This is a genomic window from Pseudomonas helleri (genome assembly GCF_001043025.1).
Taxonomy (GTDB): domain Bacteria; phylum Pseudomonadota; class Gammaproteobacteria; order Pseudomonadales; family Pseudomonadaceae; genus Aquipseudomonas; species Aquipseudomonas helleri.
Window position 1 is genome coordinate 132,753 of record NZ_JYLD01000003.1, and the last position, 23,285, is coordinate 156,037.

The 23,285-nt window shown below is 58.8% G+C and carries 23 protein-coding genes; 10 read left to right on the forward strand and 13 right to left on the reverse strand.

The window, feature by feature from the left end; all coding sequences use genetic code 11:
* Window positions 1-11: 11 nt before the first annotated feature.
* The 7 genes from TU84_RS06080 to TU84_RS06110 form a co-directional block, all read right to left on the reverse strand.
* Complete coding sequence (locus TU84_RS06080) at window positions 12-755, reverse strand: amino acid ABC transporter ATP-binding protein (RefSeq protein ID WP_048368023.1); 744 nt, start codon at window positions 753-755, stop codon at window positions 12-14.
* Window positions 755-1,468 (reverse strand): amino acid ABC transporter permease, encoded by a 714-nt coding sequence (locus TU84_RS06085; protein ID WP_048368024.1) that lies wholly within the window; start codon window positions 1,466-1,468, stop codon window positions 755-757. Before TU84_RS06085 ends, TU84_RS06080 begins: the two co-directional genes overlap by 1 nt.
* Window positions 1,465-2,163, reverse strand: coding sequence for an amino acid ABC transporter permease (locus tag TU84_RS06090; RefSeq protein WP_048368027.1), 699 nt, complete (start codon window positions 2,161-2,163; stop codon window positions 1,465-1,467). The genes TU84_RS06085 and TU84_RS06090 overlap by 4 nt, the downstream gene beginning before the upstream one ends.
* Before the next feature lie 97 nt (window positions 2,164-2,260).
* A complete protein-coding gene (locus tag TU84_RS06095) occupies window positions 2,261-3,085 on the reverse strand; it encodes an ABC transporter substrate-binding protein (RefSeq protein WP_048368029.1) in 825 nt (274 codons plus the stop codon).
* 270 nt (window positions 3,086-3,355) lie between these two features.
* Window positions 3,356-4,243, reverse strand: coding sequence for a metal ABC transporter substrate-binding protein (locus TU84_RS06100; protein ID WP_048368031.1), 888 nt, complete (start codon window positions 4,241-4,243; stop codon window positions 3,356-3,358).
* 29 nt (window positions 4,244-4,272) lie between these two features.
* The gene (locus TU84_RS06105) at window positions 4,273-5,142 is read right to left on the reverse strand and encodes a metal ABC transporter permease (RefSeq protein WP_048368033.1); all 870 of its coding nucleotides are present in this window, start codon (window positions 5,140-5,142) and stop codon (window positions 4,273-4,275) included.
* Window positions 5,139-5,894: a metal ABC transporter ATP-binding protein gene (locus TU84_RS06110; protein ID WP_048368034.1), complete on the reverse strand. Its 756-nt coding sequence runs from the start codon at window positions 5,892-5,894 to the stop codon at window positions 5,139-5,141. Before TU84_RS06110 ends, TU84_RS06105 begins: the two co-directional genes overlap by 4 nt.
* 415 nt (window positions 5,895-6,309) lie before the next feature.
* Here TU84_RS06110 and TU84_RS06115 point away from each other — a divergent pair, with 415 nt between their 5' ends.
* Complete coding sequence (locus TU84_RS06115; RefSeq protein WP_048368035.1) at window positions 6,310-6,693, forward strand: hypothetical protein; 384 nt, start codon at window positions 6,310-6,312, stop codon at window positions 6,691-6,693.
* Window positions 6,694-6,790: 97 nt separating this feature from the next.
* A complete protein-coding gene (locus TU84_RS06120) occupies window positions 6,791-9,049 on the forward strand; it encodes a TonB-dependent receptor (protein WP_206541190.1) in 2,259 nt (752 codons plus the stop codon).
* 51 nt (window positions 9,050-9,100) lie between these two features.
* Here the strand turns inward: TU84_RS06120 and TU84_RS06125 are convergent, their stop codons facing one another.
* A complete protein-coding gene (locus TU84_RS06125) occupies window positions 9,101-9,988 on the reverse strand; it encodes a LysR substrate-binding domain-containing protein (protein ID WP_048368037.1) in 888 nt (295 codons plus the stop codon).
* Between the two features lie 123 nt (window positions 9,989-10,111).
* Between TU84_RS06125 and TU84_RS06130 the strand changes: the two genes are divergently transcribed.
* Genes TU84_RS06130 through TU84_RS06140 form a run of 3 tightly spaced genes read left to right on the forward strand, consistent with a single transcriptional unit; the run spans window position 10,112 to window position 13,990 of the window.
* On the forward strand, window positions 10,112-11,737 hold the full coding sequence (locus TU84_RS06130) for a BCCT family transporter (protein ID WP_048368039.1): 1,626 nt from the start codon (window positions 10,112-10,114) through the stop codon (window positions 11,735-11,737).
* The gene (locus TU84_RS06135) at window positions 11,734-12,855 is read left to right on the forward strand and encodes a mandelate racemase/muconate lactonizing enzyme family protein (RefSeq protein ID WP_048368040.1); all 1,122 of its coding nucleotides are present in this window, start codon (window positions 11,734-11,736) and stop codon (window positions 12,853-12,855) included. The genes TU84_RS06130 and TU84_RS06135 overlap by 4 nt, the downstream gene beginning before the upstream one ends.
* Window positions 12,856-12,871: 16 nt before the next feature.
* Window positions 12,872-13,990, forward strand: coding sequence for a mandelate racemase/muconate lactonizing enzyme family protein (locus TU84_RS06140; RefSeq protein ID WP_048368042.1), 1,119 nt, complete (start codon window positions 12,872-12,874; stop codon window positions 13,988-13,990).
* 63 nt (window positions 13,991-14,053) lie between these two features.
* Here TU84_RS06140 and TU84_RS06145 read toward each other — a convergent pair whose 3' ends face one another.
* From TU84_RS06145 to TU84_RS06160, 4 genes are all read right to left on the reverse strand, one after another.
* Window positions 14,054-15,334 carry a GGDEF domain-containing protein gene (locus TU84_RS06145; protein ID WP_048368044.1) on the reverse strand — a complete coding sequence of 427 codons (1,281 nt, stop codon included), beginning with the start codon at window positions 15,332-15,334 and terminating at the stop codon, window positions 14,054-14,056.
* Window positions 15,335-15,418: 84 nt separating this feature from the next.
* Window positions 15,419-16,054, reverse strand: a complete 636-nt coding sequence (locus tag TU84_RS06150; RefSeq protein WP_048368046.1) for a LysE family translocator — start codon at window positions 16,052-16,054, stop codon at window positions 15,419-15,421.
* A 147-nt stretch (window positions 16,055-16,201) separates the two neighbouring features.
* The gene (locus TU84_RS06155) at window positions 16,202-17,359 is read right to left on the reverse strand and encodes a phospholipase D-like domain-containing protein (RefSeq protein ID WP_048368047.1); all 1,158 of its coding nucleotides are present in this window, start codon (window positions 17,357-17,359) and stop codon (window positions 16,202-16,204) included.
* Between the two features lies 1 nt (window position 17,360).
* The gene (locus tag TU84_RS06160) at window positions 17,361-17,951 is read right to left on the reverse strand and encodes a YceI family protein (RefSeq protein WP_048368049.1); all 591 of its coding nucleotides are present in this window, start codon (window positions 17,949-17,951) and stop codon (window positions 17,361-17,363) included.
* Between the two features lie 226 nt (window positions 17,952-18,177).
* Between TU84_RS06160 and olsB the strand changes: the two genes are divergently transcribed.
* Together olsB and TU84_RS06170 are read left to right on the forward strand one after the other, a co-directional pair.
* Window positions 18,178-18,933, forward strand: a complete 756-nt coding sequence (olsB, locus tag TU84_RS06165; RefSeq protein ID WP_048368051.1) for an L-ornithine N(alpha)-acyltransferase — start codon at window positions 18,178-18,180, stop codon at window positions 18,931-18,933.
* Window positions 18,933-19,721 carry a lysophospholipid acyltransferase family protein gene (locus TU84_RS06170; protein WP_048368052.1) on the forward strand — a complete coding sequence of 263 codons (789 nt, stop codon included), beginning with the start codon at window positions 18,933-18,935 and terminating at the stop codon, window positions 19,719-19,721. The genes olsB and TU84_RS06170 overlap by 1 nt, the downstream gene beginning before the upstream one ends.
* Before the next feature lie 220 nt (window positions 19,722-19,941).
* On the opposite strand, the gene TU84_RS06175 is transcribed toward TU84_RS06170, so the two are convergent.
* On the reverse strand, window positions 19,942-20,529 hold the full coding sequence (locus TU84_RS06175) for an acyl carrier protein phosphodiesterase (protein WP_048368053.1): 588 nt from the start codon (window positions 20,527-20,529) through the stop codon (window positions 19,942-19,944).
* A 169-nt stretch (window positions 20,530-20,698) separates the two neighbouring features.
* Between TU84_RS06175 and TU84_RS06180 the strand changes: the two genes are divergently transcribed.
* Genes TU84_RS06180 through TU84_RS06190 form a run of 3 tightly spaced genes read left to right on the forward strand, consistent with a single transcriptional unit; the run spans window position 20,699 to window position 23,249 of the window.
* Entirely contained in the window at window positions 20,699-21,001 is a 303-nt protein-coding gene (locus tag TU84_RS06180; protein WP_048368055.1) for an ArsR/SmtB family transcription factor, read from the forward strand.
* Between the two features lie 11 nt (window positions 21,002-21,012).
* Window positions 21,013-22,179 carry an MFS transporter gene (locus tag TU84_RS06185; protein WP_048368057.1) on the forward strand — a complete coding sequence of 389 codons (1,167 nt, stop codon included), beginning with the start codon at window positions 21,013-21,015 and terminating at the stop codon, window positions 22,177-22,179.
* Window positions 22,180-22,199: 20 nt separating this feature from the next.
* Entirely contained in the window at window positions 22,200-23,249 is a 1,050-nt protein-coding gene (locus TU84_RS06190) for an alkene reductase (protein ID WP_048368059.1), read from the forward strand.
* Window positions 23,250-23,285: the final 36 nt, after the last annotated feature.

A 23,285-nucleotide genomic window follows, 5' to 3' on the forward strand; every position in this document is an offset into this window, starting at 1 on the left:
CCACTCAGCCCTCAAACGGCAGACGAAAAAGGTGTACGGATATCCGCTAAAAATTTCTGCGTGCGCGGATGTTCCGGGTTCTGGAAAAAGCTTTCGGCAGGCGCTCGTTCGAGTACCCGGCCCTGATCCATAAATAAAACCCGGTCGGCCACTTCACGAGCAAAGCCCATCTCGTGGGTCACCACGACCATGGTCATGCCATCGCGGGCCAAGTCGCGCATCACCAGCAACACTTCACCGACCATCTCCGGGTCGAGCGCACTGGTGGGCTCATCAAACAGCATCAGCGGTGGGCGCATCGCCAGAGCCCGGGCAATGGCCACGCGCTGCTGCTGACCACCGGACAAGTTGATCGGGAAGGCACTCGCCTTGTGCGCAAGGCCCACGCGGTCGAGTAACGCCATGGCTTCTTTTTCAGCGTCTGCCCGGCTCAGGCCGCGCAGACGAATCGGCGCCAGCGTGCAGTTTTCCAGCACGGTGAGGTGCGGGAACAGGTTGAACTGCTGAAACACAAAGCCGATGTGTGAGCGGAACTGGTTAAGGTCCAGGTCCTTGGCGTGGATGTCCTGGCCATCTATCAGAATGCGTCCGGACTTGATCGGCTCCAGGCGATTGAGGGTGCGGATCAAGGTCGATTTACCCGACCCCGACGGCCCGCAAATCACCACCACTTCACCCTTGGCAATGTGCTCATCGACATCCACCAGTGCCTGATAGGTGCCGTACCACTTGTTAACTTTTTCCAGGCGAATCATCAGGTCACCTTGCTGTTGTCAGTTAAGGAAACACGTTGCGTCTGACGACGCTCCAGCCAGAAGGCGAAACGTGACAGGCCAAAGCACAACACAAAATACGTGACCCCCAGAATCAGGTAGACCTGAGCCGGCATGGTGAACACTTGGGTGTTGATCTGCGAGGCGATAAAGGAGATTTCCGTGAGGCCAATGATGTAGCCCAATGAGGTTTCCTTGATCGTCGAGACAAACTGGTTAACCAGCGACGGCAACATGGTGCGCAGCGCCTGTGGCAGGACCACCCAGCGCATCGTGCGCCAATAGCCAAACCCCAGCGAACGCGATGCTTCCACCTGCCCGCGATCCAGCCCCTGCACCCCGGCGCGAACGATCTCGGACAGGTACGCCGCGTCGAAGATCACCAACGCAATCAACATGGTGGTGAATTGGTCGGTCTTGAAGCCGGTGAGGCTGGGCAGAAAAAAGTACGCCCAAAAAATCACCATCAATAACGGGGTGCCGCGCACCACAAACACCAGCGCCGTGACCGGCCAACGCAGCCAGCGCCACGGGCTGAGCCGCGCCAGGCCGAACAGCACACCCAGCGGCATCGCCAAGACCAGCGCGGCAGACGCCAGGATCAAGGTCAGCGCCAACCCGCCAAGCGGCCCGTTGGGGTATTGACCGACCAGGAAGTACACCCAGTACGAATCGATCAACTCTAATGTGGTCATCGTGATTTCGCCTGCACGTAGCGGTGTTGATACCACGCCGCAGCACCGGTAATCAGCAGCGACACGCTGAGATAGGCCGATGTGGCAAAGGCAAAGGATTCAAGGCTGCGGAATGTTGCGGTTTCAACCTGCCCGGCCTGATACATCAACTCGGCCACACCGACCACCGTGGCGATGCTGGTGTTTTTCCACAGATTGAGGGTTTGCGAGATCAGCGGCGCAACGGTCACCCGCAAGGCTTGCGGCAAGACCACCAGACGCATGCTTGCAAGGTAACCAAAGCCCAGGGCACGCCCGGCCTCCAGTTGCACAATGGGGATCGCACGGATACCGCTGCGAATGTCTTCGCTCATAAAGGCTGCGGTGTACAGCGTCAGTGCGACGATGGCGCTGATGGCCTCAATGTTGCCGGCGTAGAGCCACTCGCGAAAGGACTCAGGCAAAAACTCGGGCGCCGCGAAATACCAGAACAGCATGTGCGCCAGCAGCGGAATATTGCGGATGGACTCGACGTAGGCAAAACCCAGCCATTGCAGCGGCCGCACAGGTGACAGGCGCAGCAAGGCAATGAACAGGGCCAACGGAAGTGCGCACACTAACGTGACACAGGCGAGCTTGATGGACAGCATCAAGCCACTGAGCAGCATGTCGTGGTATTGACCGCTCAGGAGTAACGAATAATCAAAATCCAGCATCTCGCGCAAAACTCTTGGAGACCGGCCGGCCATTCATTGGCGTTGCCTGGGGTTACCAGACCAGCAATGTCATGACCGGCCCGCCTAATGGCAGCGGTTACTCAACCTGATCGGAGTCGATCTTGAAATGGCGCTCGGCCTGGTTCGATTTGGTGCCCGGGCCGTACCATTTCAGGTACAGCTTCTCGGCTTCACCCGAGCTTTCAAGACGCGCGAGAGTCTTGTCGACGGCCACTTTCAAGTCGCCGCTGTCTTTGGGCAATGCCAGCGCCAGCGCTTCGGTGCTGAGGTTTTCAGGAAGAATTGCGTAACCTTTGGCGCCTGCCCCGATCTTCGCAAAATCGTTGGTCAGCGCAGATTCATCATCGACAAACGCCTTGCCTTTACCTTGCTGCAACGCCAACAGTGCCTGTTGCGAAGTATCGAAGGTCACGACTTTAGCGGTCGGCAACGCCTTGAGGATGTTGGGTTCCTGAGTACCGCCTTTGACGGTGAGGATTTTTTCCCCGGCCAGTTGATCAAGTGCCGTCACGCCGCTGGATTTCTTCACCATGGCTTTTTGCCCGGTGATCAACACTGAATACGAGAAATCGACCAGCGCCTCACGTTCTTTGTTGTGGGTCAGCGAGGCGGCCAGCAGATCGACGCGGCCCTGCTGCAACTCTGGAATCCGCGCGGCTACGGCGATCTGTTTGTAGACCGGCTTGACGCCCAGATCCTTGGCAATTTCATTGCCCAGATCGATCTCATAGCCAATGATCTGACGGGTCTTGGGGTCAACGAAACTGTTGGGCTCATCAGTACCCAAGGTACCGATCACAATCTCGCCCTTGTTTTTGATGGCGGCGACATCGGCAAAAACGCCTGCGCTCACGAGAGACAAAGCAACTGCAACGGCCGAACTCAGAAGGCTAATTCTCATCTCAGGATCTCAGAAGAAAAACTTAAGAACGTGACCCCGCCACTGATCAGCAGTGCAGGCCATTAGCCTTGAAGTTTAACAACCCGAACCATTGGCAATAAAAGAACTATTTAATATATCTATATCGCATTAATGATTGTCGGACAGCTGTGACGAGCGCCATTCCTCCCTGTGGGAGCGGGCTTGCTCGCGATGCAAGCGACTCGGTCTATCTGTTACACCTTGTCGATCCAATCGCGAGCAAGCCCGCTCCCACAGAGTACAGACGCTTTAATTGCCCTTCATCGCCGCCGTCAGCTTGTCGACGTTGTAGCGGAACATTTGCGCATACGTCGGCGCCGGGCCATCGGCAGGTGACAACGATTCAACGTAAAGCTCGCCACCCGGCTGCGCGCCGCTGGCATCAGCGATTTGCTTGACCAGCCGCGGGTCGCTGGAGTTTTCGAAGAAGTAAGTGCTGACGTGTTCTTGCTTGATCTGTTTGATCAGCTTGCCCACGTCCGCAGCCGACGCTTCGGTTTCTGTCGAGAAGCCCAGCGGCGACAGGAAAGTCACGCCATAAGCATCGCCGAAGTATCCAAACGCATCGTGCGAGGTCAGGACCTTGCGTTTGTCACTGGGGATTGCCTGGACCTGCGCACGGGCATAAGCATCCAGTTGCTCCAACTGCTGGATGTACTGATCGCCCTTGGCCTGATAATCGCTGGCATTGGCCGGGTCAGCCTTTTGCAAGGCGCTGATGATATTACGCACATACACCACACCGTTCGCCGCACTGTTCCAGGCATGCGGGTCGGTGATGCGCTTGCCGTCTTCTTCCATGCTGCGGGTCTTGATGCCATTGGACAGCACCACCGGCTGGCCCTGGTAACCCGACGCCTTGATCAAGCGGTCAAGCCAGCCTTCCAGGTGCAAGCCGCTGACAAACACCAGATCGGCCCGCTTCAACGCCTGCGCGTCATTAGGCGTTGGCTCGTAGGCATGCGGGTCGCCGTTAGGGCCGATCAGCGAGGTCACGTGCACATGGTCACCGCCCACGTTTTGCACCATGTCGGCAAGCACGGTGAATGAAGCCACCGCTTCGATGGGTTTTGCCTGGGCAAGACCGGCCATACTCGACAATGCAAAAACAGCAGCCAGCAGCATTTTTGGCTTCATGCGAATCCCCTTTGGGTGAGTGTCGGAAATCAGTGGGTGAGATGCGTTTTCGGGAGCAAGCGACGGACAATTCCACTGCGGCCAAACAGCAGCGAAATCACATAAAAAGCACTGGCGGTCAGCACAATCGCCGGGCCGGAGGCGACGCCGGCATGAAACGAAACGATCAAGCCAATAAAGCCCGAGAGCGTGGCGACCACGGTCGAAATGATCATCAGCGCGCTCAATGACGTAGCCCAGAACCGCGACACGGTGGCCGGGATAATCATCATGCCCACCGCCATCAACGTGCCCAGCGCTTGAAAGCCGGCCACCAGATTGAGCACCACCAGCAGCAAAAACAGCACGTGATACAGCGAGCCTTTACCGCCCACGGCGCGCAGGAAGCCGGGGTCGAAACACTCCAGTATCAGCGGTCGATAAATCAGGGCGAGGACGATCAAGGTGAATGAGGCGATGCCGCCGACCATGAAAATGGCCTGGCTGTCGATGGCCAGAATGGTGCCGAACAGCACGTGCAGCAGGTCCACGCTGGAGCCATGCAACGAGACAATCAACACACCGGCAGCCAGCGATGTGAGGTAAAAACTCGCGAAACTGGCGTCTTCGCGCAAAGTCGTAAAGCGGCTGACCAACCCGGCCAGCAACGCCACCAACAGTCCGGCGATCAGCCCGCCAAAGCCCATGGCGGGCAATGACAAACCGGCGAACAAAAAGCCGACGGCCGCACCGGGCAATACCGCGTGGCTCATCGCATCACCGACCAGGCTCATGCGTCGCAACATCAACAACACACCCACCGGACCGGAGCCGATACCCAGCGCCAGGCAAGCCACCAAGGCGCGGCGCATAAAACCAAATTCAACAAACGGTTGCACGACCATCTGATACAGCATCATGAAGGCTGCTCCTCGTTCATATCGCAGGCCGTGGCATCGTCACTCCAGTACTCGGCCATGTTGCGCGCCCGGCGCAAATTGTCGGTGTGCAACACGGTCGCGGTGTCGCCCCAGGCAATCGCCTCACGCGCCATCAGCAGCGTATTGGGGAAATGTTTGCGCACCTGTTCGATGTCATGCAGCACCGCGATCACGGTGCGGCCCTGACCGTGCCAGTCGCGGATCAGTTTGAGCAGGTCTTGAGTGGTGCGGGCATCAATGGCGGTAAAGGGTTCGTCCAGCAAAATCACCGAGGCGTTCTGCATCAACAAGCGTGCAAACAGCACCCGCTGAAACTGCCCGGACGACAACGAGCCGACACTGCGATCTTCAAACCCTTCAAGCCCGACGGCGATCAAGGCCTCTTGGGCCTGCCGGGCTTGCTCACGGCTGACGCCACGAAAGGCACCGATACTGCGCCATGCGCCCATCAGCACCGTATCGACAACATTCAGGGGGAAACTGCGATCGATCTCGGCCGCTTGCGGCAAATAACCAAGATTGCGCAGTGCCAGATTGCCGCGATCGACCCGCCCGGCGGCGGGCTTTAGCGTGCCGGCAATGGTTTTGATCAGCGTCGATTTGCCGGCACCGTTAGGGCCGACAATCGCCGTCAGGCTGCCTGCATCGAAGCAACCGCTAATGTGATGCACCGCCGGTCGGCGCTCATAGGTGACGGTCAGGTCATCCAGGCTAATGCTCGCTGCACTCATGGAATCGCCACCGCCCAGGCGATGCCCAGCCACAACACCACCAACACACACAACGAGGTTAACAGTCGCTTACCCGCAGACTGGGCCAGCGCAGAACTGACAATGCCTGCAACAAGGGGGGATCGGAGAGTCTTCACGCGGGTCGCTCGAAATATAATGTAATGATATTACATCCCAGCAAACTGTTATGCCTAGTGAATACATGCTACTGGCCAGCGAAATCTGTACAGCCTGCACCCGCAGCAAATCCGCACTCAGCAGAAAATGCGGCTGTATCAAGCACTTGCCTGAGGCGCGTGCCATTTTGTCGCACCACCCTTGATCGCTTGATTGACGCGGCGTGGCGCCTCGCCAGCGCGCAGGCTCGGTACACATCGCTGTGAGTCGAGAAAAAGCAGTGGTAGATTCCCGCCCCATGAGACTTGCCCGTGACCACCGTTCGCTCGTTGCCTGGATGCTGCTGGCTTTCATCCTGTTCAACGGCCTCGCCTGCAGTATCTGCCACGGGCAGATGCTCGGTGCGTTTTCGCGGGCACCTACACGGATGGAGTGCGGCATGAGCCACACCCCCAGCCATGCCATGAAAGACATGTCGAAGATCAGCGACATGTCACCAACGTCCATGAAAGCCATGGAAGACACCTGCTCATTTGCCGCCTCGGTCGCTCAGGCGTTGATCTTCTTTATCGCACTGGGCTGGCTGATCCGCCGTGCACGCCCCACTCGAGCCCAGCCCCGTGGCCCGCTCAAACCCCCGCCCCGCTACGTAATCCCCAGGCTTCAACCACAAGCCCCGTAACTGCGCGTTCGTTCACGGCGCGCACCTGCGTCGCTCACTGATTCGACAACGTTATGCCGGCGCGCAGTGCGTGTGCGCGCGGCTTTGTGGTGAAAACATGTCTGAACACATTGTAAAAATGGCGCCTGTGGCGTCAGGGCACTTGCTCGCCCTGTTGAAACGTACCGGCTTGCCGATCAAACCGTTGCTGCTGGCCAGCGCCAGCATTTGGCAACTCCCGGCCCTGGCCGACGCCCCCACACCCGTGGTCCTCGAGGCGTTACAGGTCAACGCCACCGCGCTCTCCCCGCTGCAGGACCCGCTGCACCTGGATGAGCAGAACACCACCGGCAGCCGACTGGGCCTCACCGCCCGCGAAACCCCGGCCACGGTCGAGGTCAAAACTCAGCAAGACATGCAGGTCAAAGGCCTACGCACCACCAAAGAGGTGTTTTCCGACATCAACGGCGCCACGGTCGGCAACGTCCCGGGCAACCCGGCCGTACTGACAATGCGCGGCTTCAGTGGCAGTGCAATTAATGTGATGCAAGACGGAGTGCGCGTGGCTTCCTCGACCCTTGTCACCCGTGATGTCGATACCTGGAACTACGAGCGTGTCGAAGTGCTCAAGGGCCCGTCTTCGGTGTTGTCTGGCGAAGGCGCGCTGGGCGGCGCGGTGAACATGATTACGCGCAAGGCCAGCCTGGATGGCCAGCACGTGGACGGCATGTTCAGTGCTGGCAGTTTCAACACTCGGCGTGCCGCGATCGGGGTCAACCAGCCGCTGTCCGACACCGTGGCCGTGCGGGCGGACATCAGTTCGCTGAGTTCCGACAGCCTGTACGACATCGATCATCAGAACACCAGCGCTTTGGGCCTGACGGGCAGCCTGCTCTACACCCCCAATGACGACCTGTCGATGCTGTTTGCCATCGACCATTTCGACGATTCCTACGACTCGGCCTACCAAGGCTCGCCCTTGGTGGCCGCTTCCGCGGCGGGCCACGCCAGCGGTATCGTCAAAAACCCTTATGGCCTGGTCATCGACAAATCGGCCCGCTACCTGAACTACAGCCCGGACGGCGCGCACTCAGGGGCCCGCAGTACTGCGTTGCGCTGGACCACGGATTACCGCCTCAACGATGACTGGTCGCTCAACAACCTGGCCAGTTACTACACCGCAAGGCGAGATTTCTTCCTCTCGGGCGAGCAAACCTACAACCGCAGCACCGGACTGCTGGACCGCACCGACCAGCGCATCAGCCACGATCATCAGTTCTGGAGCGAACGCTTGAGCGCGACTAACGACACGCTGCTGGGCGATTTCCGTAACCGGTTTACGGTCGGTGGCGAATTTAACTACACCCGCTTCAGCAACCCCCGACAAAACGGCACCACTACTTCGGTTGACCCGCACAACCCGGATGTCGGCAGCTTCCCGTCCAGCGACAGCAACAACTGGCCCGGCGCCGGTAACAATGTGGTGTATCAGTCCAATATGGACACCACCGCGCTGTTTGCCGAAGACGCCTTCAACCTGACACCCGACTGGTTATGGGTCGGCGGCGTGCGCTACGAAGACATCGACCTGCGTCGTGCCATCACCGATCTCAACCTGGGCACCCGGCAGTCATTCACCCCGACCTACCGGCCGTTTTCATGGCGCATGGGCACGGTGTATAACCTGACGCCTGACGTGCAGCTTTACGCTCAGTACTCAACGGCCGTGACACCGGTGTCGTCCTTGCTGCTGATCTCGACCGCCAATGGCGGCTTCGACCTGTCCAAAGGGCGTTCAGTGGAAGTCGGCTTCAAGGCCAGTGCCTTTGACGGGCGTACCACGGTGCTGGGCTCGCTGTACTGGATTCGTCTCAATGACATTCTGACCCGCGACCCCAACGACGCGACGCTGACCATTCAAGGGGGCAGCCAGGTTTCCAAGGGCATTGAGCTGAGCACATCGACCCAATTGACCTCGCAACTGCAGCTCGATCTGGGGGTTTCGCTGGTGGATGCGCGCTACGACGAACTGATCGAAGCGGGCGGCGCGGATCGCTCCGGCAACCACCCGGTCAACGTCCCGCACACCACCGCCAATGCCGCCGTGCTGTACCGTTTGAACACCTTGCCAGTGACGCTTGGGGCTTTCGTCAAGCACGCCAGCGGGTTCTACACCGACACGGCCAACACCTATTTTGTGGAGGGCCACACCACGCTGGATGCATCGATCAGTTATGAGCTGAAAAACGCCACCGTGACCTTGCGCGGCCGCAACCTCACCAACGCGTTCTATGGTGAGTATTCCGGCTATTCATCGACGCAGGTGTTTCTGGGAGCACCCCGCAGTGCCGAGTTGGGCGTAACGTTCAAGTTCTAACCGGGAGTGGCGTGTGAACGTCACCCACGTTCACACGCCAGTGTTGGAGGATTAATGGCCTTGCGCTTCACCCTTGATCCACTCAATGAACTGACGGGTCATTTCGCTGACGCCTTTTTGCCGCTGCGTCAGCAAGTAATAAGCGAGCTTGTGCCGCATGCTCAGGTGAGGAAACGGAATCACCAACTCTCCATTGCGCACGGCCCGCTCGCACAGTTCGATGGCACACAAAGCCACGCCATGCCCCTCGATCGCCAGTTGCGCCAGCACGTTGGAGTCCGTCACCACATGCCCGGTGCGCACCTGCAAATCCGCCTGCGGGTAAAGCGCCAGCCAGCTCTCCCAATCGTGGTAATGCCGGTCGTGCAACAACGGCTGACTTGCCAGGTCGGCCGGTGTATGGATGGCTTGCGCCAGCGTAGGTGAACACACAGGTACATAGTTAAGCCCCATCAAGTACTCGGCCTCAAAACCAGGCCAATCAGCGGTCCCCCACTTGATGGCCAACTCGACTTCGTCGGGAAATTCGACCCGCTGAGTACTAAGCAACTGCTGAATATGCAGCGCCGGAAAACGCCGAGTGAAGTGTTTAAGCCGAGGCGTCAGCCAAAACGCACTCATCACCGGCTCCGCCTCGATGTACAACACCGGAGGTGCTGCTTGCCGGGCACACTTTTCGAACGCGCCAACCAATTGCTCAAAAGGCCCGCGAATATCACTCAGCAATGCTGCCCCCGCCTTGGTCAGCGTGACGGTGCGCGTGGAGCGCACAAACAAGGGCACCCCCAAAACCTCTTCCAGCTTCACAACCTGCTGGCTGACCGCCGATTGCGACAAATGCAGCAGATTCGCCGCGCGCGTAAAGCTGCCCTGCTCGGCCACTGTTTTAAAGGCCAGCAATAACGTGAGATGGGGTAAACGCTCTGTGAACTTATTCATAAGAGGTCGTTATCAGTCCATTACTAAATCGCGATTCTCTCTGCGCGAGAGCCTGCCTACATTAGCCGCAGACCCCGAAAATAAAGGGGGCCTATCCAATAATTACAATAGTTGGGACTCAATATGCTGCAAAACACGCAGAAAGACCTAACCCTGATTTTCACCAGTATTGCGGTGATTTCGCTGACGGTTATCGGCCTGATGATGTTTCCCGATCAGGCCAAAGTGCTGGCCGATCATCTGTTCACTTCCGCCACCATGACCTTCGGCACACTGGTGCAAGTGCTGGGGTTTGTCTGCGTCATCCTGATCGTCGGTCTGGCCTTCAGCAAGTACGGCAACATCCGCTTGGGCGAAGGCAAACCGGAGTACAAAAACACCAGTTGGATCTTCATGTTCATTTGCGCAGGGCTCGGCTCGGCAACCATGTACTGGGCCTTTATGGAGTGGGCGTATTACTACCTCACACCGGGCCTGGACATTGCCTCCGCCAGTAAGCAAGCGCTGGAAATGAGCATCGCGTACTCGTTCTTTCACTGGGGCATCACCCCCTGGGCGATCTACGGCATTGCCTCGCTGGCGATGGCGTACCACTTCCATGTCCGCAAAAACAAAGGCCTGAGCCTGGCGGGCATTATTGAGGCGATTACCGGCTTCAAGGCCCACGGCCCGGTGGGACGAATCATCGACCTGATCTTCCTGTTTGCCACCTTCGGCGGGCTGGTCCTGACCACCACCCTCACCGCGTCGACCGTGGCTAAAGGGCTGTCCGATCTGACCGGCCTGACTGACGGCTTTTTGCTCAAGGCCTGTCTGGTGATGTTAGTCACCGTGGTGTTCTCGCTCAGTTCCTGGATCGGCATCAGCTCCGGCATGCAGCGCCTGGCCAAGCTGGCCTGCGGCATGACCATGCTTTTCGCTCTGGTTGTATTGCTGCTTGGGCCAACCCTGTTCAGCATCAATAACACCGCCAACGCTATTGGCCTGACACTGCAAAATTTCATCCACATGAGCCTGGCCACGGATCCAACCGGTAACGGCGAATTTGCTCGCGGCTGGACGGTGTTTTATTGGCTGTACTGGATCACTTATGCGCCGGGCGTGGCCATTTTCGTCACCCGTGTGTCCAAGGGCCGCACAATCAAGGAAGTGGTCATGGCCATGATCCTCGGGGGCTGCGGCGGGTGCTGGTTCTTCTTCGGCAGCCTGCAGAGTTTTGCCATTCACCAGTTCATCACCGATGTGGTCAACGCGCCCGCCATGCTCAGCGGTGCCGGTGGCGAAGCGGCAGTCTCGCTACTGTTGAACAGCCTGCCTTTTGGCAAAGTACTGTCGGTCATCTACTTCGTGTTGATGCTGGTTTTCCTGGCCTCGCACCTCGACGCCGTGGCCTACACCGTTGCCGCAACCAGCACCCGCAATCTGCGCGAAGGCCAGGACCCGGCGCCGTCACTGCGTTTGTTCTGGTGCCTGCTGCTGGCCGCGTTGCCACTGGCGATGCTGTACATCAACGCCTCACTCAACACCTTGAAAACAGCGGTGATCCTGACCGCCATCCCGTTCATTTTTATCCTGTTCGTAAAAATCTGGGGCCTGTTGAAATGGCTGCGTGAAGACTATGCCGCCATGCCCGCCAGTCTGATCGAAGAACAGAGCCAACGCCTGTCCACCATGGATGCCGCCCAAGCAAGCGCCGCCCGTGCCCACCAACGCCACGGTGCTGTACCGACTCTGGAAATACAGCCATGAAAATCATAGATGTAGAAGCCATCTGGTTGCGCGTGCCTGCGCTCGATCAACCCTGCGAATGGGGTGAGGATGCGTTGATCGTACGCATCCATACCGACACCGGGCTGATCGGTGTCGGGGAAACCGACAGTTCCCCGGCGGTGGTCAAAGCCTTGATCGAAACCCCGGCCTCCCACGAAACCTGTCAGGGTTTGCGCGACATACTGCTGGGCGAAAACCCGCTGGAAATCGACCGCTTGTGGAAGAAGATGTACCGCCAATCCGAATACATGGGCCGCCGCGGGGCAGCGATTCATGCGATCAGTGCACTGGACATCGCACTCTGGGACCTTGCCGGGCAGCATTACGGCGTGCCGGTGCACACGTTGCTGGGCGGAAAATACCGTGAGCACATCCCGGCTTACGGCACGTTTATTCCAAGGCCCGACGAAGCCGGTAACCGTGAACTTGTGCGGGGGTTGCTGGCCCAGGGTTTGCGCAGCATCAAGTTGGGTGGCGCCGGGTTTGGCGAGGACCTGCGCAAAGACCAGGCATTGCTGCGAGTCATCCGGGAAGAAATCGGTGACGATGTGCAACTGCAAATCGACCTGGTGGGCCGTTGGCGAAACTACCCGCACGCACTGGCGCAATGTGATGCATTGCGTGAGTTCAATCTGAACTGGATCGAAGAGCCCCTGCCCTCCGACGATACGCGCGGCTTGGCGTATCTGGCTGAGCGCTCGGGCATGCGCATATCCGGCGGCGAAGGCCTGGCCACACGCCATGAATTCCGTCACTTCCTCGAAGCATCAAGGCCCGCGATCATTCAGCCCGACATTACCCGCTGCGGCGGTATCAGCGAGATGCGCCACATCTACGAGCTGGCACAACTGCATGGCGCGCAATTGGTCCCTCACGGTTTCAGCACCGGAATTTTGCTGGCGGCCACGGTGCACTTTCTCGCCGCCAGCGAATTCGGTGAACTGATCGAGTACTCACAAAGTGACAGCCCGCTGTTCCGGGGGTTGGTGAAAAACCTGTTGCCACTGCATGACGGCCAGGTCCCTGTGCCCGATACACCTGGACTGGGCGTGGTGCTGGACGAGGCCATGATTGAGCGCTACCGCGTTCACCGCTGAATCCAGGAGATGAGACATGACGAATCTGATCATTGAACACGTTGAAGTCTTTGCCTGCACGCCGCCGGTACGCGGCTCTACCTGGACCCCGGAACAACCCGAGCCGTGCACCACGCATACGTTTATTCGTATCACCACCCGTGATGGCGTGGTGGGCAGCGCGGCCACGGATGCTTACACCTCGCATCATCGCGATGCTGTACTGGCTGAAACGCTGCGCGACATGATCCCGGACCTGATCGGCCGCTCAGCACTGGATCGCGAAGCACTGTGGCTGCACTTTCATCCCAAGGCGTATGCGCGTTCGGCGCAAGCTCAAGCCCTGATTGATGTTGCGTTGTGGGATATTGCCGCACAAGCGGCCGGGCAGCCCTTGTTCAAGCTGCTCGGCGGTTACCGCGAGCATATTGACGCTTATGCCAGCACTCCGGTGCTGGCGACGCCGCACGCTTATGTCGAGGCCGTGCAACAACTGGCCGAGCGAGGCTATCGGGCAATCAAGTTTCACTGCTGGTGCGACCCGGCACGGGACCTGGAGATGATTGAACAGGTGCAGCGTGCACATGCCGATAAAGGCCTGGCGCTGATGCTGGATGTAGAACAGCGTTATGACCTGAACGCGGCGCTGAGAGTGGGCCGGGTACTGGGTGAGCTGGGTTACGCCTGGTTTGAAGCGCCGCTGGATGACTATGACCTCGCCGGCTATCAGCAACTGACGGCGCGGCTGAATGTGCCGGTGCTGGCGGCCGGCAATGCCATTACCGACTATCGATTGGTGGCCTTTGCCGTTCGGCAACACTGCTGGAGCCGGGTACGGGTTGACGTGATGACCTGCGGCGGCATTACACCCGCGCTTAAAATCATCCATAACGCCGCCGCCAATGGCATTCAGGTCGAACTGCAAAGCTGGGGCCATGCGCTTGCACAAGCTGCCAACCTGCACCTGATGCTCGGGCAGCCAACCAGCAGCTACTTCGAGCAGGCGTGCGAATATGAGCTGTTCGAATTTGCCACAGCCAACCCGATCCGCACCAATCCACGCGGGAAAGTCACCGCACCGGGCAATGCGGGTTTAGGCCTTGAAATCGACTGGGCCCAGATCGAGTGGTGTGCAGACATACACCTCAAGCAATAAAGCAATGTGCAGGAGCGAGCTTCGCGATCTTTGGGTGTTTAAAAAGATCGCGAGGCGCAGGGGTTAACGGCTGCTTTTTTTCACGCTGTACATGGCCGTGTCGGCCTGGTGCAGCAGTTGCCGGGCGTCGTCGCCATGTTCGGGGTAAACGGCGATGCCGATGCTGGGGAGGGTGTTGAGTGTTTGCCCTTCAATCAAGAGGGGCTGGCTCAATTCAGTGCGGATGTTCTCGACCACGATCGACCCGTCTTCTGGCCGCTTGAGGTTTTCAAGCACCACTACAAACTCGTCGCCACTCATTCTGGCCACGGTGTCGCTTTCGCGCACACAGGCTTTTAAGCGCAGCGCCACGTGTTGCAGCAACACGTCGCCAACGCCATGTCCGTAACTGTCATTGATCCGTTTGAAGTCATCCAGATCGACATACAGCACTGCCAGATATTGCTGCTCGCGTTTGGCCCGGGCCAGCGCGCTGTTTAAACGTTCGTACAGAAACTCGCGATTGGGCAAGCCGGTCAGCGCATCGTGCTGCGCCAAAAACTGCAGGTGAGCGTGGAGTTTTTTTCTTTCAATGGCCGCTGCAATCTGGGCGGATACGAACTGCAGCAGCTCTTTGTGCGCCTCGGTATAGGGCTCACTGCCCAATGAGCTCTTGACCAGCACCGCACCGATAATGCCGTTTTGCGCTACCAACGGGGCGCCCAGCCACGACGCCGAACCCTGCTCGGCGTGCAGTAGCATCTGCTCACTGCGGGTGACGTTCTGGCTCAGCCGCGTCACCTCGGCCAGCGGCCAATCACCGTGCTCTGCAACCCGATAAGGAAAACTCAATAAACCATCCGGCTGATCACACAGTGCGACCGAAAAGTTTATCGCTGGCAGCCACTGACCGATCAACGCGTGTACGCGCTTGAATAATTCCAGCAAATCCCCTGCCCCATGGGCGGCTTCGGAGATGGCAAACAGTGCCAACTGACGGGACTCGGCCAGTTTGCGTTCGGTAATGTCACGGGCCACCGCGATGTGCAGTCGATAGTCTTCTGACCAGCGCGCAGACCACAAAATATGGATGACACTGCCGTCTTTGCGTAGATAACGGTTCTCGAAATTCGGCAGGGGGTCGCCCTCCCTGACGTCATTGGCAGCATGCACGGTGCGTTCACGGTCAACCGGGTGAACCAGATCGATAATGCAACGGCCGATCAGTTCGTCCTGCTCATAGCCAAAAATACGCAGGCAGGCCGCGCTGACATAAACAATGTGGTACTTGCGGTCCACGACGCAGACCGCATCCAGCAACTGATCAATAAAACTGGCTTGAGACAGGTATCTTTTGATGTCCATAAAGCCCTCGATGCCTCGAGATTAAACGTGAACATCCATCCCTATCCCTGTGTTGCCCCATGACTGCACTCCCGGCAGATCACTTTACTTGTTGCTGCCCACCAGCCCTGGCAAGGCATGCGCCAGCGCGCTGATGGCAAAGCCGATAAACATCACGCCACACAAACGTGTAATCAGCAATTGATGGCGTTGATACAGCGCACGTACATGACCCGCACCTACGATACCGATCAAGATCACATACGCCAGTGCGCCGCCGACAAAGCTCAGGGCGATGAGCCAGGGCAGCATGCTCCAGGTAAGCAGTTCGGCACGCCCGGACAGCAGCGCGGTGAAAGTCGCCACGGCCACCGGGTAGGCTTTGGGGTTGGTCAGGCCGAAGAAAATACCGTGGGCAAACGGCTTACGGGCCGGGCCTTCCTCGGCCACGCTGCTGCGCTTGGCACGCACGGCGCGCAGGCCCAGCCAGAACAGGTAAAGGCCGCTGATCAAGCCCAATACGTTGAATGCAGTGCTGCCAAACTCCCGCGCGCCGACAATCGCAATCAACGCCGTGCTGCACCAAATCACATCACCCAGCAAATGCCCGCACAGGAAGCCGGCCCCCGCACGACGCCCACGGGCTGCGCCAATGCCGAACACAGCCAGGACACCCGGGCCCGGAGTGATGCCATAGATAAAGCCCGACGCCAGTACGGCCAGCCACAATGAAGAAGTCATGCGCAACGCTCCAAAAAATTCAGACTTCACGCTGTCCATTCGCCCGTGAAGTCGTTCGATTTTGCACGTTCTGCAACGTTATGTAACCGCGCGTTCAACAAAATGCCATGCTTTCTTCAAACAGCCCCGGTGTTCAGGCGGCAACCCTTAACGGCGGCGCCCCAAAAGGTTGACCACCACCCGGTCAACCCAGCCCCAGATACGCTGCTTGACCCGCCCCCACAATGGCCGGGACTGCCAGGCTTGCAAGGTGATCGGCAGGCTCTGCGCGAAGTCGTTCATAAAGCTGGCCGCCACGGCTTTAGTCAGCGTCGGGTCGATGGCTTCCAGGTTGGCCTCAAGGTTAAAACGTAGATTCCAGTGGTCAAAGTTGCACGAGCCAATGCTCACCCAATCGTCGACCAGGACCATTTTCAGGTGCAGAAAGCACGGCTGATATTCAAATATCTGCACCCCGGACTTGAGCAACCGCGGGTAGTAACGATGCCCGGCGTAACGCACGGACGGGTGATCGGTGCGGGGGCCGGTCAATAGCAACCGCACATCGACCCCGCGATTGGCCGCGCGACGCAGCGAGCGCCGCACACTCCAGGTAGGTAGAAAGTAAGGCGTGGCCAGCCAGATGTTGTGCTGGGCGCTGTTAATGGCCCGCACCAGCGATTGCAGAATGTCGCGGTGCTGATGGGCATCGGCATAGGCCACTCGGCCCAGGCCCTCGCCCTGCTGAGGCGCCTTGGGCAATCGCGCGAGGCCAAAGTGGGTGGCAGGCTTCCAGGCTTTGCGGCTGATGTTGGCACGCCATTGGCGCTCAAACAGCATCTGCCAGTCCTGCACCAGCGGCCCCTCAATCTGCACCATCACCTCGTGCCAGTCGCACACGTTTTGCGCAGGCTGCCAGAACTCATCAGTAATGCCCGTCCCGCCTACGACCGCCAATTGCTGGTCCACCAGCAACAGCTTGCGGTGATCGCGGTACAAATTGTTCAGCCCCCGACGCCAGCTCAGCGGGTTGTAAAAGCGAAGCTCCACGCCCGCTGCCAGCAACCTGAGGCGCAAGGCTTCGGTAAACGCCAGGCTGCCATAGGCATCGAACAGGCAGCGCACCCGTACCTCACGCAACACAGCACGCTCCAGCGCCTGGACCGTGACTTCAGCGCACTGCCCGGCCTCGACCAGATAAAACTCCAGATCAATGTGGTCCTGTGCCTGATCGATAGCCGCCAGCATCTGCGGGAAAAACTGCGGGCCATCGATCAGTAACTTGAATTGGTTGGCGCCGTGCCAAGGGAACACCGCGCCCGCCATCTTAGCGAGCCGTGAAAATCAGCACCGCGTTCACCGGTACTGAAAAGCTGATAGCCGACAAGCCGGCGGATTTACGCAAGGTTTCGAGTTCTGGCTGCAAGCCAAAATCTTCAGCCTGAAGCATCAACGGTTCGAGGGTTACAACCTGGAAGCGCTGCTCATCCAGCCGCGTCGCCAGCAACTCGGCCTCATAGGTGTGCTGTTTGCCACGCAGGCTCACGGTGACCGGCAGGCGCAATTCCACTTGAGCACCCGGCGCCAGCTCGTTGATGGGCTGCAGATTGATTTGCGCGGTGATTTGCGCCTCGGGGAAATGCTTGAAATCGAACAACTGGTCACGCATGCGCTCATCGCGCAAAGGCACCGCGCTGTTGACCGAATCCATTTCTATCCGCAATTGCGCGTGGCCCTTGCGGTCGACTTTGCCGTGCAACACCAGAAAGCGGTGCTTGTTCGCAACATTGGCATTTTGCGTGGTGATAAATGAAAGCCGTGATGACTCACCGTCCAGGTACCAACTGGCCTGAGCCGACAGGCTTACCCCGAGGGTTAATAGCAACGCACCAGCGGCGGATAAAAACGTCTTGAACATAAAAACTCATCGGCAGGTAAACGGCCTCTAGTGTGAGTGCTTTAGCGCCGTCCGGGCATATTTTTTTACTCCGCTTTAGAGCACTCGTCCATCGCGCCAGTTCCTTGGCCGGACGCTGTCATACAAGCATCACTCAATTGTCATGGTCATGACACTGGCGCTCCCTAGCCTGAGATTGCACACCTCAGTCGACAAGGCGGGCTTGATGCCTGCACGGAGATTCGCAATGGCCCAGATCGCCCGTATCCGCGACACCGCTCAAGAACGCCGACTGCAGGCTGAACGCTTGCTTGGCCCAGAGGCCTTGCGTGAGGCACAAGCCTTGCGCTTCCGGGTTTTCAGTGGCGAACTGAACGCCAAACTGAAAAGCGCCGACTGTGGCCTGGACATCGACGACTACGATGCGCATTGCGAACACATCGGGGTTCGCGACCTCAACACCGGTTTGCTGGTGGCGACCACTCGCTTGCTGGACCACAGCGCAGCGCGAAACATCGGTCATTTTTACAGCGAAGAAGAATTCAGCCTTCACGGCCTGGCGCACCTGCAAGGCCCGATTCTTGAAATCGGCCGTACCTGTGTCGATCCGGCCTACCGCAATGGCGGCACCATCGCCGTGCTGTGGGGCGAGTTGGCTGAAGTCCTTAACCAGGGTGATTACCACTACCTGATGGGCTGCGCGAGCATCCCGATGCAAGACGGTGGCATTCAGGCCCAGGCGATCATGCAGCGTCTGCGCGAGCGTTACTTGTGCACTGAACATTTGCGCGCCGAACCGAAAAAACCGCTGCCCGCGCTGGACGTTCCGGCGAACGTCATCACCGAAATGCCCCCGCTGCTCAAAGCCTACATGCGCCTGGGCGCGAAGATTTGTGGTGAGCCGTGCTGGGACGAAGACTTCCAGGTCGCTGACGTCTTTATCCTGCTCAAGCGCGACGAACTGTGCCCGCGCTATGCACGCCACTTCAAGGCAGCCATGTAATGAACCGCCTGCGCCTGTATGGGCGAGTGGTTCGGGTGTTGGCGGTGGTCAGCCTGGGATTGGGCATGGCGAGTATTTTCGCCCTGCTCCATCGGTTGCACCTGAACAGCGCCATGGATCGGCGCCAACGCTGGACACAGTTCTTCATGAAGCGGCTGAGCAATGCCCTGCCGTTTCAGGTCACTGTGGTTGGCGAGCGACCTGTTACGCCGATGTTGTGGGTCAGTAATCATGTGTCGTGGACCGACATTGCCTTGCTCGGGCAACTGACGCCGCTGTCCTTTCTGTCCAAGGCCGAAGTGCGCAGTTGGCCTGTGGCGGGTTGGCTGGCGGACCAGGCCGGTAGCCTGTTTATCCGCAGGGGCGCGGGTGACAGCCAGACCATTCGCGAGCAGATGAGTCGTCATTTGCAGCAACAGCATCCGTTATTGATGTTCCCGGAAGGCACGACCACCGACGGGCGTTCAGTGCGCACCTTCCATGGCCGTTTGTTGTCAGCGGCGATAGACAGTGACGTGGCGTTGCAACCGGTGGCGATTCGTTATTTGCGCAATGGCGAGAGCGATCCGATCGCACCGTTTATTGGCGATGACGACTTGCTCTCGCATTTGCTGCGTTTGTTTGCTCACGAGCAGGCACAGGTTGAGATACACCTGCTGGAGCCGATTGCATGTGAGCAGCAAGAACGCGCAATGCTGGCGTTCAAGGCGCAGGAAGCGATTCGCCAAGTGGTCAGCGGAGCACCGCAAACCCGTCCGCAGACTGAGTGCGAGCCGGCGGCGGCTTAGCCGACTCTCGCTCCTAAAGGTGTATTGCGTACAACCTGTAGTCGCTGACGAGGGACGAAGGCTGCGAAAGATCAAAAGATCGCGAGGCAAGCTCGCTCCTACAGATGTATTGCGAAACCTCGTAGCAGTTGACGAGCTTTGCGAGGCTACGTCCGGGCGCGCAGCGGCCGTAAGAAGAGCCAAAATCAAAAGATCGCGAGCAAGCTCGCTCCTACAGGTTTTATGGCGTCTGGCTGAGTTTTTCGCGGGCGGCAAACGCCTGCAGTTGCGGGTAGAAGGCGCTGAAGTCTTCACTCAGCGGCTCATACAAGGCACGCAGGTCGCGCATGGCGCCGCTCAGTTCTTGTGGGTGCGAAAGACGCCGGGCGATGCCATTGAACACTTGCTCCAGCACGCCAAAGTCTCGATAGGACCCCAACCAGTCGTGCGCAGCCATGTGCGGGGCGATGCTGGCCAGACGCTTGGGCAACTGGGGTTGCGCAACCAGCAGCGCATAGAACGTTGAGGTGAAGCGCTCAAGCGGCCCTTCGGCGTATTGCGCCCAATCCCGCGCCAGGCAATGGTCGAAGAAAACGTCCAGTACAATGCCGGCATAGCGCCGCCGGGTCTGGGTGAAACGCGACAACGACTGATCAACCAACGGGTGCGCGTCGGTGAAGACGTCGATGCTGCGGTGCAACTGGATCGCCGACTCTATCGCCGGGCTGTATTGGCCCTGCAGGCGCCCTTTCACGAAGTCGCCATAGAGACTGCCGAGCAATTCTTCTGGCCGCTGGCCGCCAAGGTGCAGATGTGCGAGATAATTCATGCCGCGCAGTTTAGCACCGCGCTATTACGCACGACCAAAACATATCGTTATAACTCGATATACCGATTTGAGCTGACGTCAGATCAAATACATATTTGTATATCGCGATATTCCGATTTAAAGTTCGCCTCATCGCGATATAACGCTACACCTCATGAGCACTGCCACTATGCCGATCGACCTCGACGAAATAATAAAAGCGCTGGCACACCCAGTACGCCGAGAAATCATTCGCCTGCTTAAAGACCCGCAGGTCGAGTTTCCTGACCAGCATCACAGCACTGAGCACGGTGTGTGCGCAGGCCAGTTCGACCAACGCTTCGGGTTGTCGCAATCCACTGTTTCCGCCCACCTCGCCACTTTGCAGCGCGCTGGCTTGATCAGCAGCCAAAAAGTCGGCCAGTGGCACTTTTTTAAACGCAATGAGGAAACCATTCAGGCCTTCCTCGCAACACTGAGCCAAGAGCTTTAACAAGGAATTCCATGCCTCTCTCGCTACTTATCCTGGCGCTTAGCGCCTTCGCCATCGGGACCACCGAGTTTGTGATCATGGGCTTGCTGCCCGATGTCGCAGCCGACCTGGGGGTTTCCATTCCGGGCGCTGGCTGGCTGGTAACGGGCTATGCCCTGGGCGTGGCCATTGGCGCGCCGTTTATGGCGCTGGCCACCGCCAAGTTGCCGCGCAAGGCCGCGCTAGTGGCGTTGATGGGCATCTTTATTGTTGGCAATCTGCTTTGCGCCCTGGCCAGTGATTACGAGGTGCTGATGCTGGCCCGCGTGATTACCGCCCTGTGCCATGGCGCGTTCTTCGGTATCGGCTCGGTGGTGGCTGCCGGCCTGGTGCCTGCCAACAAGCGCGCTTCTGCGGTCGCACTGATGTTTACCGGCCTGACCCTGGCAAACGTCTTGGGTGTACCGCTGGGCACCGCCTTGGGCCAGGTTGCAGGATGGCGCTCGACATTTTTTGCCGTGACGGTGATTGGTGTGGTGGCGTTGATCGGCTTGATCCGCTTTTTGCCCACCAAGCGCGACGAAGAAAAACTCGACATGCGCGCCGAGCTGGCCGCCCTCAAAGGCGCCGGGATCTGGCTGTCGTTGAGCATGACGGCATTGTTTTCGGCCTCCATGTTCACCCTCTTCACCTACGTCGCGCCGCTGCTCGGTGACGTGACAGGCGTATCGCCTACCGGCGTGACCTGGACCCTGCTGCTGATCGGCCTGGGCCTGACTGTCGGCAACATTATTGGCGGCAAGCTGGCGGACAAGCGCTTGGGCGCGACGTTGATCGGCGTGTTTATCGCAATGGCCGTGGTCTCGACCGTATTGACCTGGACCAGCGTGGCCCTGATTCCAACCGAGATCACCCTGTTCTTGTGGGCCACCGCTTCGTTTGCCGCGGTGCCCGCTTTGCAAGTCAACGTGGTGACCTTCGGCAAAGCCGCACCCAACCTGGTGTCGACCCTGAATATTGGCGCCTTTAACGTTGGCAACGCCCTGGGCGCCTGGGTAGGCGGCAGCGTGATTGCCCACGGTTTCGGCCTCACCAGCGTACCGCTGGCCGCCGCAGCGCTGGCGATACTGGCGCTGCTGGTCACCCTGATTACTTTTCGCCAGAACGGTAACCCCGAACTGGCCTCTGCCACACACTGATCCTTGAGAGGGCTGCATTAATGACCACGATTTTTGATCCGATCAAGCTGGGCGACCTTGAGCTGCCTAACCGCATCATCATGGCGCCGCTGACCCGCTGCCGTGCCGAAGAAGACCGTGTGCCAGGCGCTCTGATCGCGGAGTACTACGTACAGCGCGCTTCAGCAGGCTTGATCCTCAGCGAAGCCACTTCGGTTACCCCGCTGGGCGTTGGCTATCCGGACACCCCAGGCATCTGGTCCGACGAACAGGTTCGCGGCTGGACCAACGTCACCAAGGCCATCCATGACGCCGGTGGGCGCATCTTCCTGCAACTGTGGCACGTTGGGCGGATTTCCCACTCGCTGTACCTGAACGGCGAACTGCCCGTCGCACCGAGCGCCATCGCCGCCAAAGGCCATGTCAGCCTGGTTCGTCCAAAGAAAGACTTCGAAGTACCACGCGCTCTGGAAACGGCTGAGATCGCCGACATCGTTGAGGCTTACCGTACCGGTGCCGAAAACGCCAAAGCCGCAGGTTTTGACGGCGTTGAGATCCATGGCGCCAACGGTTACCTGCTCGATCAGTTCCTGCAAAGCAGCACCAACCAGCGCACCGACCAATACGGTGGTTCGTTGGAAAACCGTGCCCGCCTGATGCTGGAAGTCACCGACGCGGTAGTCGAAGTCTGGGGTGCTGGCCGCGTTGGCATGCACTTGTCGCCTCGCGCAGACCTGCACGACATGGGCGATGACAACCGGGCTGAAACTTTCGGGTATGTGGCTAAGGAACTGGGCAAGCGCGGTATCGCGTTTATCTGCGCCCGTGAGCGTGAAGCAGAAGACAGCCTGGGCCCACAGCTCAAAGAAGCGTTTGGCGGCCCTTACATCGTTAACGAAGGCTTCACTAAAGACAGCGCCAATGCCTTGATCGCTGCCGGCAAAGCAGACGCTGTTGCGTTTGGCGTGCCTTTTATCGCCAACCCTGACCTGCCAGCCCGCCTGAAGGCCGATGCACCGCTCAATGAACCTCATCCGGAGACCTTCTACTCCAAAGGCCCTGTCGGCTTCATTGACTACCCGACACTGTAAGCCCGCGCTTAAACACCGGCTTGCTTGCGGCCGGTC

Bases quoted from the DNA above. Each gene is read 5' to 3' on its own strand.
- TU84_RS06175 (WP_048368053.1), bottom strand. From the start codon at position 20,529: ATGAATTATCTCGCACATCTGCACCTTGGCGGCCAGCGGCCAGAAGAA.
- TU84_RS06080 (WP_048368023.1), bottom strand. From the start codon at position 755: ATGATTCGCCTGGAAAAAGTTAACAAGTGGTACGGCACCTATCAGGCA.
- TU84_RS06160 (WP_048368049.1), bottom strand. From the start codon at position 17,951: ATGTTCAAGACGTTTTTATCCGCCGCTGGTGCGTTGCTATTAACCCTC.
- TU84_RS06085 (WP_048368024.1), bottom strand. From the start codon at position 1,468: ATGACCACATTAGAGTTGATCGATTCGTACTGGGTGTACTTCCTGGTC.
- TU84_RS06180 (WP_048368055.1), top strand. From the start codon at position 20,699: ATGCCGATCGACCTCGACGAAATAATAAAAGCGCTGGCACACCCAGTA.
- TU84_RS06140 (WP_048368042.1), top strand. From the start codon at position 12,872: ATGACGAATCTGATCATTGAACACGTTGAAGTCTTTGCCTGCACGCCG.
- TU84_RS06105 (WP_048368033.1), bottom strand. From the start codon at position 5,142: ATGATGCTGTATCAGATGGTCGTGCAACCGTTTGTTGAATTTGGTTTT.
- TU84_RS06145 (WP_048368044.1), bottom strand. From the start codon at position 15,334: ATGGACATCAAAAGATACCTGTCTCAAGCCAGTTTTATTGATCAGTTG.
- TU84_RS06090 (WP_048368027.1), bottom strand. From the start codon at position 2,163: ATGCTGGATTTTGATTATTCGTTACTCCTGAGCGGTCAATACCACGAC.
- TU84_RS06100 (WP_048368031.1), bottom strand. From the start codon at position 4,243: ATGAAGCCAAAAATGCTGCTGGCTGCTGTTTTTGCATTGTCGAGTATG.
- olsB (WP_048368051.1), top strand. From the start codon at position 18,178: ATGGCCCAGATCGCCCGTATCCGCGACACCGCTCAAGAACGCCGACTG.
- TU84_RS06135 (WP_048368040.1), top strand. From the start codon at position 11,734: ATGAAAATCATAGATGTAGAAGCCATCTGGTTGCGCGTGCCTGCGCTC.
- TU84_RS06095 (WP_048368029.1), bottom strand. From the start codon at position 3,085: ATGAGAATTAGCCTTCTGAGTTCGGCCGTTGCAGTTGCTTTGTCTCTC.
- TU84_RS06150 (WP_048368046.1), bottom strand. From the start codon at position 16,054: ATGACTTCTTCATTGTGGCTGGCCGTACTGGCGTCGGGCTTTATCTAT.
- TU84_RS06170 (WP_048368052.1), top strand. From the start codon at position 18,933: ATGAACCGCCTGCGCCTGTATGGGCGAGTGGTTCGGGTGTTGGCGGTG.
- TU84_RS06130 (WP_048368039.1), top strand. From the start codon at position 10,112: ATGCTGCAAAACACGCAGAAAGACCTAACCCTGATTTTCACCAGTATT.
- TU84_RS06185 (WP_048368057.1), top strand. From the start codon at position 21,013: ATGCCTCTCTCGCTACTTATCCTGGCGCTTAGCGCCTTCGCCATCGGG.
- TU84_RS06190 (WP_048368059.1), top strand. From the start codon at position 22,200: ATGACCACGATTTTTGATCCGATCAAGCTGGGCGACCTTGAGCTGCCT.
- TU84_RS06155 (WP_048368047.1), bottom strand. From the start codon at position 17,359: ATGGCGGGCGCGGTGTTCCCTTGGCACGGCGCCAACCAATTCAAGTTA.
- TU84_RS06120 (WP_206541190.1), top strand. From the start codon at position 6,791: ATGTCTGAACACATTGTAAAAATGGCGCCTGTGGCGTCAGGGCACTTG.
- TU84_RS06125 (WP_048368037.1), bottom strand. From the start codon at position 9,988: ATGAATAAGTTCACAGAGCGTTTACCCCATCTCACGTTATTGCTGGCC.
- TU84_RS06115 (WP_048368035.1), top strand. From the start codon at position 6,310: ATGAGACTTGCCCGTGACCACCGTTCGCTCGTTGCCTGGATGCTGCTG.
- TU84_RS06110 (WP_048368034.1), bottom strand. From the start codon at position 5,894: ATGAGTGCAGCGAGCATTAGCCTGGATGACCTGACCGTCACCTATGAG.